Source organism: Paenibacillus ihuae (assembly GCF_001368795.1).
In the GTDB taxonomy this organism is placed as follows: domain Bacteria; phylum Bacillota; class Bacilli; order Paenibacillales; family Paenibacillaceae; genus Paenibacillus_AQ; species Paenibacillus_AQ ihuae.
Map to the genome: position 1 here is coordinate 47,267 of NZ_LN831201.1, position 10,148 is coordinate 57,414.

At 53.1% G+C, this 10,148-nt stretch carries 9 protein-coding genes and 2 pseudogenes; 3 read left to right on the plus strand and 8 right to left on the minus strand.

Going from position 1 to position 10,148, the window contains the following annotated elements; translation table 11 throughout:
- Positions 1-898 (plus strand): annotated as a pseudogene (locus AQR02_RS34845) (superoxide dismutase); the annotation flags it as partial.
- Between the two features lie 138 nt (positions 899-1,036).
- Here the strand turns inward: AQR02_RS34845 and folE are convergent.
- The 5 genes and pseudogenes from folE to AQR02_RS24595 form a co-directional block, all read right to left on the minus strand.
- Positions 1,037-1,630, minus strand: coding sequence for a GTP cyclohydrolase I FolE (gene folE / locus AQR02_RS24570; RefSeq protein WP_054943034.1), 594 nt, complete (start codon positions 1,628-1,630; stop codon positions 1,037-1,039).
- 51 nt (positions 1,631-1,681) lie between these two features.
- Positions 1,682-1,933 (minus strand): YneF family protein, encoded by a 252-nt coding sequence (locus tag AQR02_RS24575; RefSeq protein ID WP_054943035.1) that lies wholly within the window; start codon positions 1,931-1,933, stop codon positions 1,682-1,684.
- Between the two features lie 102 nt (positions 1,934-2,035).
- Positions 2,036-3,791, minus strand: a pseudogene (gene queG / locus AQR02_RS24585) (tRNA epoxyqueuosine(34) reductase QueG).
- Positions 3,792-3,843: 52 nt separating this feature from the next.
- A complete protein-coding gene (lepB, locus tag AQR02_RS24590; RefSeq protein WP_054943038.1) occupies positions 3,844-4,461 on the minus strand; it encodes a signal peptidase I in 618 nt (205 codons plus the stop codon).
- Between the two features lie 200 nt (positions 4,462-4,661).
- On the minus strand, positions 4,662-5,081 hold the full coding sequence (locus tag AQR02_RS24595; protein ID WP_054943039.1) for a GNAT family N-acetyltransferase: 420 nt from the start codon (positions 5,079-5,081) through the stop codon (positions 4,662-4,664).
- Between the two features lie 596 nt (positions 5,082-5,677).
- Here AQR02_RS24595 and AQR02_RS24600 point away from each other — a divergent pair.
- Entirely contained in the window at positions 5,678-6,286 is a 609-nt protein-coding gene (locus AQR02_RS24600) for a superoxide dismutase (protein WP_054943040.1), read from the plus strand.
- Between the two features lie 454 nt (positions 6,287-6,740).
- On the opposite strand, the gene mutY is transcribed toward AQR02_RS24600, so the two are convergent.
- Together mutY and acpS are read right to left on the minus strand one after the other, a co-directional pair.
- Positions 6,741-8,033 (minus strand): A/G-specific adenine glycosylase, encoded by a 1,293-nt coding sequence (mutY, locus tag AQR02_RS24605; RefSeq protein ID WP_054943041.1) that lies wholly within the window; start codon positions 8,031-8,033, stop codon positions 6,741-6,743.
- Between the two features lie 82 nt (positions 8,034-8,115).
- Positions 8,116-8,538 (minus strand): holo-ACP synthase, encoded by a 423-nt coding sequence (gene acpS / locus AQR02_RS24610; protein WP_054943042.1) that lies wholly within the window; start codon positions 8,536-8,538, stop codon positions 8,116-8,118.
- A gap of 241 nt (positions 8,539-8,779) precedes the next feature.
- Between acpS and AQR02_RS24615 the strand changes: the two genes are divergently transcribed.
- Positions 8,780-9,613, plus strand: a complete 834-nt coding sequence (locus AQR02_RS24615; RefSeq protein WP_054943043.1) for an alpha/beta hydrolase family protein — start codon at positions 8,780-8,782, stop codon at positions 9,611-9,613.
- A gap of 301 nt (positions 9,614-9,914) precedes the next feature.
- Here AQR02_RS24615 and nadE read toward each other — a convergent pair.
- Positions 9,915-10,148 (minus strand): NAD(+) synthase (gene nadE, locus AQR02_RS24620; RefSeq protein ID WP_082452067.1); only part of this gene is annotated, 234 nt, incomplete at its 5' end.

Here is a 10,148-nt window from a genome sequence, read left to right on the forward strand (position 1 = left end):
ATCCGCCAGCTGAACGCCCTGCGGGAAGCAAGCAAGGCTGTAAAAGCCCAGCCGCTTGCCGGAACAGTGCTCCTGCATATTATCCGCGAGTCGGAGTATTTCCTGGCTGTGCTGGGCACGCTGAACACCCCGGGACAGGTTGCCGGACTCATGCGGAATGCAGCTGTGGATCAGCCAGCTCCGCTCCCCTTGGATAACAGGACGGACAGCCCGGGCGATCAGGAGCAGGCAGGGCTCAATGCTTCGCTGCCCGAAGCCCGGGAACCGGGCAGTGTACCTATCGGCGGTCACACCTTGCCTCCGCTTCCCTATGCCTATAATGCACTGGAGCCTTATATTGATGAAAAGACAATGACTATCCATCATGACAAACACCACAAAAGCTATGTAGACGGACTGAACAAAGCGGAAGTTAAGCTGGCAGAAGCCCGCAAACGCGGTGATTTTGACCTGGTTAAGCATTGGGAACGGGAGCTGGCCTTCAACGGTGCCGGTCATTATTTGCATACAATCTTCTGGAATGTCATGTCGCCTCAAGGCGGCGGACGCCCCACCGGAGCGCTGCTTGATGGCATTGAGCGCAGCTTCGGCAGCTATGACGCCTTCAAGGCACAATTCAGCGAAGCAGCGGGTAAGGTTGAAGGCGGCGGGCTGGGCGATTCTCGTCTGGAGCCCGCGCAGCCGCAGGCTGGAAATCCTGACCGCAGAGAAGCACCAGAATCTGTCGCAATGGGATGTGGTTCCGCTGCTGGCTCTGGATGTCTGGGAGCATGCCTACTACCTTAAGCACCAGAGTGACCGGGCGGGCTATATTAAAGACTGGTGGAAGGTCGTCAATTGGCCTTACGTCTCTGAGCGTTATGCCGCAGCCCGCAAGCTGATGTGGCAGCCCTATTAAGCTGACCGTACCGCCGGCTCCGGTCTAGCCGCCCAAATAGCAGCCGCTTCCCCGGCGGAATCCAAAAAGCCCGTCCAACACCGTAGTGTCGGGCGGGCTTCCAGGGTTGATGCGAATCCGGTTTATACCTTCTCCGCTCTATTCTTTAATCAAGGCCAGGAACTCTGCGCGTGCGGACGCATCTTCACGGAAAGAACCTCTGGTCGCCATGGTTACCGTCTTGCTGCCGGGTTTCTTCACCCCGCGGGAGCACATACACAGATGTTCCCCCTCCACAACTACCATCACACCATGCGGGCCCAGCACCTCTACCATAATGTCCGCGATTTGCGCTGTAATGCGTTCCTGCACCTGCAGGCGCCGGCTTACAGCCTCCACAAGCCGGGCCAGCTTGCTAAGCCCGGCAATATGTCCGCTTGGAACATAGCCGATATGCACCTTCCCGAAGAAAGGGGCCATGTGATGCTCACACTGGCTGTAATAGACGATATCTTTTACAATGACCAGCTCTTCATGAGACTCATCAAATGTTACACCGAGCGCCTCGCGGGGATCTATTGAATAACCGCCAAATATCTCCTCGTACATCCGCGTGACTCGTGCCGGCGTTTCCAGCAATCCTTCACGGCTGGTGTCTTCTCCGATTAACTCCAATATTTTCGCAACGTGGTACTCGATCTGCTCACGGTTCGCCGAAACTTTGCCGTTCGCGTATTCCTTGATGCCTCCCATGAAGCCTCCCCCTTCCGTCCGGTTATCCTTATCTCATTTATCCGGAACCGTTTATCTGCCTTTGCGGCCCTGTTTTGGTTTAGCAGCAGGAGCACGACCAGGCTGATTATTGTTTTTGAGCATTTGCTGGGCACGCTGCATTTGCTTACCGTTCAGATTATAGCCCATTTGCTTTGCAACCTTTTGCAGCATTTCAGGATCATTCTGCATCGTTGTCATTTGTCTGCGCAGATAGAAAACACCAATGGCAAATCCGCCGATCAGACCTACGACAAGCGTAATAATAGGTAATGCAATATTCATCTAAAGTCCACCTCTGCACTCTTTTGTCGGCATTGCCCGAGTGGGCACGCGATTATATCATAGCATTTCAACAACCGGACAGCAATTGGTAAATCCCATGGGCTAAAAGAGATATATTCCGGTCTGGTCCTGTGCCGATCGCCCGGCTTCCAGCTCCAGCAGGCGGCTCTTAACCGCCAGGCCTCCGGCATAACCCACAAGCGCACCTGCGGCTCCAATTACCCGGTGGCAGGGCACGATTACCGGCACGGGATTGCGGTTATTGGCTCCGCCGACAGCGCGCACCGCCTGCCGGTTCCCGACCGCCAGTGCCATCTCTTTATAGGAAGCCGATTCACCGTAGGGAATCGTAAGCAGCGCTCCCCATACCTGCCGCTGGAACGGCGTTCCGCGCATATCCAGCGGCAGCGTGAATTCCCGCAGCTCTCCGGCAAAATACGCCGTAAGCTGATGTTTGGCTTCGGCAAGCTTCTCTTCATCAGGCCTTAATTCCACTGCCCCGACCTGCAGCTTGAGCCATTTATTCATACTCTCCCGCGTCTCTGCGAGTGACCCGAACTTGATCAGGCACAGCCCCAAGTCTGTTGCACATAACGTCAAGGGACCAATCGGCGATTCCAGCTCACCGTAATAAACCGCCGTCCGGTTGCCGGCCTCTGCAAGCTTATTCATCGGCTTTCTCCTCCCGGTTCAGCAGCTTACCCTGAGCCCTGATCAGCATCTCCCGCACCTCGGCAACCTCTTCACCCTGCAGCGCCTGTTCGACAGCCCCCAGCGCCTCCTTGCCGCCGATCTTTCCCAGCGCCCAGGCTGCGGTTCCGCGCATCTCCGGACGAGTCTCCCGCAGAACAATCTCCGTAAGCTTCGGAACGGCCCCAGCCTCCTTGAAGTTTCCAAGGGCAATAACCGCATTCCGCTGGATCGGCTTCTTACCGCGCCAGGCCGCCGAGCTCATGCCGAATTTCTCTTTGAATTCACGGTTACTGAGTTCAAGAATCGGCAGGAGCAGCGGCTTTACAACCTCCGGATCCGGCTGCAGCTCGGGACGGTGGTTCCAGCTCTTGCCCCGGTTTTTGGGGCAGACAATCTGGCAGGTATCGCAGCCGTACAGGCGGTTACCGATCTTCGTCATGTATTCCTCACTCAGGAACCCCTTGGTCTGGGTCAAAAAGGAGATGCAGGCCTGGGCGTTAAGCTGTCCCGGTCCAACCAGAGCACCTGTAGGACAGGCATCAATACATTTCGTGCACTCTCCGCAGCCATCCTCAACTGCAGCATCGGGAGGGAACGGAATGTTCGTCACCATCTCCCCCAGATAGATCCATGATCCCCATTTCGGAGAAATAATCGCACAATTCTTACCGCTGAAGCCGATTCCCGCCCGTTCCGCTACAGCCCGGTCCACCAGCACGCCGGTATCGACCATACTTTCCATTACCGCATCAGGTACGCGTTCACGGATGAAGCCTTCGAGCTTCTCCAGCGCTTCACGCAGCACATGGTGATAGTCACGGCCCCAGGAGGCCCGGGCGAGTATCCCCCGCCGTGCCCCGGGTTCCGACTTTGGCGGATTCTCCATTTTGGAGGGATAAGCTACAGCAATTGCGAGAATAGACAATGGTTCACCGGACTTCAGCGCCGGGACTGTCCGCTTATCCAGATCCGGTTCTTCAAAACCGGATTCATACCCCTTATCCCGGTGCTCCTGAAGAATGTTTTTCAAATATAGAAAAGGGTCGGCCGAAGCAAACCCGATATCGTCGATGCCAAGCTGCGGTGCCGCCGCCTTAATTTCAGCCTTCAGATGTTCCCACTTAGAGAGCGGCGGGGCATATGCTGACTGAGCTTTGTTGTTCATTTCCGCCTTCTCCTTTACTTGCTTCTTATTTATACAGCCTAGCTATCCTTTCTTACAATGCGCCCAGCTTAGACAGAGGCCACCAGATATACTCGGCCTTTCCAACGATGGATGACAGCGGGACAGAGCCAAAAAAGCGGCTATCCTTGCTGGCTCCGGCATGGCGGTTGTCCCCCATAACAAAATAGGTCCCCTTCTCAACCGTCAGCGCCGGAAAATCGGAATCCTCAACCTCCGTATCAATATAGGGTTCATCCGCCAGTTCACCGTTCACATACAGCTGATGCTCTTTTACTTCTATAATATCTCCCGGGATCCCGATCACCCGCTTCACCAGATATTCCTTCCGGTCCGGCCCGGTACTGGGGTCATGGAGTACAATAACATCCCCCCGTCCGGGGGCCGCAAAGCTAAGGGTAATCTTATTAATGACCAGCTTCTCCCCTTCATACAGCGTAGGCTGCATGGAGTGGCCTATTACGGTCGAGACATTGAACACAAATATATTAAGCATGGACATGACTGCAAATACAATTACGGCCGTGATGAGCCAGTTCCTTAGTTCGATAATCCATTTGGGTCCCTGCCCTTTTCTGGAGCCGGTATGGGTGACAGAGCGGTATCTATGCTTGCGGCCACGCCTGAATTCCCCTTCAATTTCCCCGTTCATATGCCACCTTCTTGCCTCAAATGATAAATAAGGCCCTGCTAAAAACTTTTGCCCGTAACAATAGAAAAGCATATCTCCCTGCCATTTGCAATGGACACCGGGAAGATATGCTTTAGTATAATGGAACAATCTATGCAAGTCGTCATAGTTCTCTATTCTAGTAAATGTTTCCGCTTTCGCCGCGCCGAAATCAAAGAAAGTTATCCGACGATGCTGAGCTTACGTACTGATTTGAAGATTTGATCCTCGTTATAACCCATTGCTTCATACAGCGGCAGTGCAAAGGAGTTATGCTCATCAACAGCTACAAAAATACCGCTGACCTTGCGTGCCTGGAACCTGTTCTCCATCGCCGATACCAAACTTCTGCCAATTCCTCTGCGGCGGTAATCGGGATGAATGGCAATGCGGAAATAACAGCCATGATTCTTCTCGATCGTACCAATCAGCGCACCAACAATTTCTCCTTCTTCCTCAGCAACTACAATGAGATCGGAATCCCAAGAAAGCTGCCTGGAGAAGGGCTCGATTGTGCTCTCGAAACATTCTTCCGATAATGCGGTCTGCAGCAATTCAGTCACAGGGGTAACGTCGCTTAATTGAAAGGAACGAACGTGCATTCTTTAAAATCTCCCTTTTCTATGGCTTAGAATTTAACAAAAAGAAGGAGTTCCCGTAACAGTAAACAAAGAAAAAAAGCATAAGAAAAACCCAATGGATGATTTCGAAGAAGTTACCGGATCCATCGTCTGAAGAGATTTTTCTCCTGGTTAAAGAAGTATTAACCGAATGTTAAGCGGCCCGAAACATCTTCAATGTTCAAAAATCGAGGAATACCTGCTTTTATCTCTATTAAAGCATACTTTTCTGGTGATATCACCATTTTTCTTTAGTAATCGCTTTATATCAAGCGCTTTCATTGAACAACTTTACACAATTTCTTTAAAAAGGTAACTTTTCGTGTATAAACGTTCACACTCGGGGGGAATCTATATTTTTAACATAGCGTTAACACTTCCGGTCAGGTAATCAGGGAATTTACTTTACAAACATTTATGTTTGTTTAATGTTGCATTATTGTTCCAGATACGGTTTAATAATAGTATCTTATTGGTTACATACCCTATAAGACGCATCGGACATAAGGGGTTTTGACGTCAAGACCGCCAAAATTCTTTATCATACAAATTCTAATAAACTCAGGAGGGATTTTTCCATGGCATTTCAATTACCGGCACTTCCTTATCCGAACAACGCTCTCGAACCGCACATCGACGCATTGACGATGGAAATTCACCACGACAGACACCATAACACCTATGTGACGAACCTGAACGCTGCTTTGGAAAAGGCGCCCGAACTGCAAGACAAGAGCATTGAGGAACTCCTCACTGACCTGAACGCAGTACCTGAAGCGATCCGCACTGCAGTCCGCAACAACGGCGGCGGACACGCTAACCACACCCTGTTCTGGGAAGTTATCGGACCGAACGGCGGCGGCGCACCAACAGGCGCACTCGCAGCAGCCATTGACAGCGAACTGGGCGGCTTCGATAAATTCAAAGAAGATTTCGCTACTGCAGCAACTACCCGTTTCGGCAGCGGCTGGGCCTGGCTCGTTGTTAAAGACGGCAAGCTGGCTGTAACAAGCACACCTAACCAGGACAACCCGATCAGCGAAGGCGCGACACCTATCCTCGGCCTTGACGTTTGGGAGCATGCCTACTACCTGAACTACCAAAACAAACGCCCTGATTACATCAAAGCTTTCTGGAATGTAGTCAACTGGGAAGAAGTCGGCAAACGTTACGAAAGCGCAAAATAAGGTTCCGCAGCCTAAACAGCTGCCGCCTATCCAAGGCGCCTGATATTTCATAGCTTAAGCAAAACGGCTGCACCGTCCGCTCAGGACCGGATGCAGCCGTTTTTTCTTAGTTCAAAACATTTCAAATAATTAATCCAGAAGCTTATGCTGGTTCGAATTATAGTCAAATTAAGGTGCGCACCGATCTATTGCACTTTCTGCAGCAGATATCCATATAATCGGCCGGTAAACTGATTCTATTGTACTTTGTACATTAGAATCATGTAATTCAGGTGTTTTTGACCCCTACTCCCGTATTCTGTTGCACCAAATACAGCAGAATGCGATTCGTAACAGATTAATGAGAATTCTGTTGTACAAAGTACAATCATGAGGGTGAAAATAGAGACTTCTCCCCTGCCTTTGACGAGGGCCTTGCCGGCATTAGTGCTGGCAAGGCCCTCTCTTGTTCAGGCTACTGTTTCTGCTCTGCTTCATCGAAATAACGATTAAGCAGCTTAAGAAACACATTCGGAAAGGCATAATTGGCCATATCCTCACGGTTGATCCAGCGCACTGCGCCGCCGTCCTCCGGATGCCCGCTGCCGTCGGCAAACAGCTCCACAGGCGGCTCTGCAGCCGCGCCTGCACTGGCAGCGCGTGCCGCGCTGTCCCCGGCGGCATTGCCAGCCGCCGCCGCATAGGACGCCCGCGCTTCTGCCGCCAGCGGCAGCGCAAGGGCGTCCTCTTCCCTGCAGGTGTACACCTGCAGGGTCCAAACAATATGGCTGAACGTATGCTCCGCAGCCGTCCAGTGCCCTTCAGGCCGGGCGAAGATCCCGGCCTGGCGCAGGGACCGGCGCAGCCGGTCCAGCGCTGCCGCTTCCGGCAGCAGCGCGCCAGCAGCGCCGCTCTCCGCAGGCGGCGCCGGCCAGTGCGGCAGTTCCCACATGCGGGCTAACAGCCCGCTCTGTGGCCGCTGCCGGATCAGCACCCGGCCGGCGTGCTCGCCGCGGCCGGTCACCAGGGCCGCCAGCCGCTCCTCGGGGCGCGGCGGCTTGGCCTTGGTCTTGACGGGCAGCGAGGTCTCGCAGCCCGCCAGGCGCGCAGCGCAGTGCTCCATCACCGGGCAGGGCAGGCAGCGCGGTGATTTCGGCGTGCAGACAAGCGCGCCCAGCTCCATCAGCGCCTGATTGAAATGCGAAGCCTCTCCCTCCGGGATCAGCTCCGCTGCCAGGCGCTCCATCTTCACGCGGGTCGGTCCCTTGGCAATGTCGTCCTCCAGCAGGAAGTAACGGGACAAAACCCGCATCACATTGCCGTCTACCGCCGGCTCGGGCCGGTTGAAGGCAATGCTGAGAATAGCCCCGGCCGTATAAGGACCAACTCCCTTAAGCCCGAATACCGCATCGCGGTCATCCGGGACTTGTCCGCCGTACAGCTCCTTAACCTGCCGCGCCGCATGCTGCAGATTCCGGGCACGTGAATAGTAGCCCAGTCCCTCCCAGCATTTAAGCACTTCTTCTTCCGGCGCATCCGCCAAAGACTCCACCGTCGGGAAGCGCTCGATAAACCGGTTGAAATAAGGAATGACTGTGTCTACTCTTGTCTGCTGCAGCATAATTTCCGATATCCAGATATAATACGGATTGCGGTGGCGCCGCCATGGCAAGTCCCGTTTCTGCCCATGATACCATTCCAGCAGATTCGAGCTGAAAAACAACTTTACGTTCTGCTCCTGCTGCTCCTGTTGTTCATGCGTTGTCATCATTGTTCTCCTTGCTTCTGTATTCTCTGTGTATCGCAGAGCTAAACTTCCCCTCCGCTGCTTTTCCTGTATCATTTGAACTTTAGATTGACTCAAGCCGTTCTTTAGCCCCATCCATAATCCGCTCCACTACAGCAAACGTCGAAGCCAGCTCGCGGCTGTGGGTAATCGTAAGATGGATGATATGCTCCTGCTCCTTCATGTACAGCCTGGACCAGGCTTCTTCCGAGAGTGACACAGACGGCTTGCCGGACGCATCCGGCAGGATCTGAATATCCTGAAAGCCTACCTCGCGCCCAATGCCGCAGCCGAGTGCCTTAACAACAGCCTCCTTAGCTGCAAACCGGCCGGCAACGAATTCAGCGAGGTTACTCTTCCGCCCCTCCGCCAGCTCCAGTTCCCCCGGTGTCAGAATGCGCCGGATGAGCCTTGCTCCTGATTCTCTTTTCATTACAGCGCTGATCCGCTGGATTTCCGCCACATCATGCCCGATTCCGTAAATCAAAATTCCCCGCTCCTTATGGACGTTTTGCCCTCATCCGCCTTAATCTGCTGTCTATCTTTAACAGCTTTATTAATGGTATGATCTTCATATATATTCTTGGTATATAGAATAGATTATAGTCTGGGATTCTTTCTGCTATCTTAAAAGAAAAAGCCGCCAAAGTCTATCGGCCCGGCTTCTTCCCCACATCATGGACTTCACCGAGGAATCTTAATTCGATATAAGAGAGGGGGTTCGCCCGATGAACCGCAATTTCGAATTGCCCGCCGGAGAAGATGCTGTTTTACGCTGCTCGCATTTCCCTGCCCGCAACAAGGCTAAGAGTCTGATTGTTATCGCACACGGTTACAAGGGGTTCAAGGATTGGGGAATGTTCCCTTACCTCGCCGCTTCGCTCAGCAGGGACCATGAAGTCATCTCCTTTAATTTCTCCCATGCCGGAATCGGCGAGGACCTGCAGAATTTCACCGAGCTCGAGAAATTTGCCCGCAACACTTATAACCGTGAAATTAAAGATATGGAAATTCTCCTCTCCTATCTCAGCCAGCATCATAAATTTGGTGCGCTGCCTCTGTTCCTGCTGGGACACAGCCGCGGCGGCGGCGACAGTCTGCTCTACGCACTGGACCATCCGGATGAGCTTGCCGGAGTGATCTCCTGGAACGGAATTACGAACCTTGACTTGTTCACAGATGAACAAAAGCACGAAATGAAAACGCTGGGCCGGAGTCATGTGCTGAACGGCCGCACTGGCCAGCAGATGCCGCTGGATGCTGTACTTATAGAAGATCTGGAGCACCAGGCCGAGCGCTACAATATCCTCGAGCGGATGAAGTCCGCCAGCTTTCCGGTCATCCTGATCCAGGGGACAGAAGACGGTGAGCGGCTGCGGCAGGGATCAGCGCAGTTAATTAAGCTCCGGCCCGATATAGAGTGGGTGCAAATCGCCGGAGGCAACCATACCTTCTGCACAGTCCACCCGTTTATCGGATCAACCCCGCAGCTGGAGCAGGCCATTGCCGCTTCAGAAGCTTTTATCGATCATACGCTGGCGGCCCGGAACAGCACCTTATAACCCCTACTCAGGAGCCGCCAACGACAAAACCGCCTAAAGTGAGCTATTGCGCACTTCGGCGGTTTTTTGTGACTATATAGATTGAACTTATGATTATTCTATTTAGGGGATTAGCCGTGGCTACAAAGAATATTTGGGCTTCCGGCCGTGTCAGGTTTGGATTTCGAAGCGAGCTTTCCTGCGGAAAGCTTTCAGGCGGACGCTGCCGCTCCTCCAGCTCCAAAATTCCCCTCCGCCACTTTCCCCTTAATGTATATTTTCAAGTTCAATCTATATGGCAAGGGTATTCACACTATATTAACTAAATACCCGGGATGACATTGCGCTTATGCGCGCTTCTCCGGTAGTAGCCTTCCAGCTTTCCTGCCACCTCCGGGCTGATCTGTTTGCCCTCCAGATAGTCACTGTTATCCTCATAAGTAATACCCAGCTCCGTTTCATCCGTCTGACCCGGCCAGAGACCCGCCGTTGGCGCCTTGGTCACAATATCCCCCGGCACGCCCAAATAGGCTGCGAGCTGGCGTACCTGCCGCTT

Excerpts from the sequence above, each read along its gene's own strand:
- folE (WP_054943034.1), bottom strand. The coding sequence starts at position 1,630 with ATGGGAGGCATCAAGGAATACGCGAACGGCAAAGTTTCGGCGAACCGT.
- mutY (WP_054943041.1), bottom strand. The coding sequence starts at position 8,033 with ATGACAACGCATGAACAACAGGAGCAGCAGGAGCAGAACGTAAAGTTG.
- AQR02_RS24615 (WP_054943043.1), top strand. The coding sequence starts at position 8,780 with ATGAACCGCAATTTCGAATTGCCCGCCGGAGAAGATGCTGTTTTACGC.
- AQR02_RS24575 (WP_054943035.1), bottom strand. The coding sequence starts at position 1,933 with ATGAATATTGCATTACCTATTATTACGCTTGTCGTAGGTCTGATCGGC.
- AQR02_RS24600 (WP_054943040.1), top strand. The coding sequence starts at position 5,678 with ATGGCATTTCAATTACCGGCACTTCCTTATCCGAACAACGCTCTCGAA.
- AQR02_RS24595 (WP_054943039.1), bottom strand. The coding sequence starts at position 5,081 with ATGCACGTTCGTTCCTTTCAATTAAGCGACGTTACCCCTGTGACTGAA.
- lepB (WP_054943038.1), bottom strand. The coding sequence starts at position 4,461 with ATGAACGGGGAAATTGAAGGGGAATTCAGGCGTGGCCGCAAGCATAGA.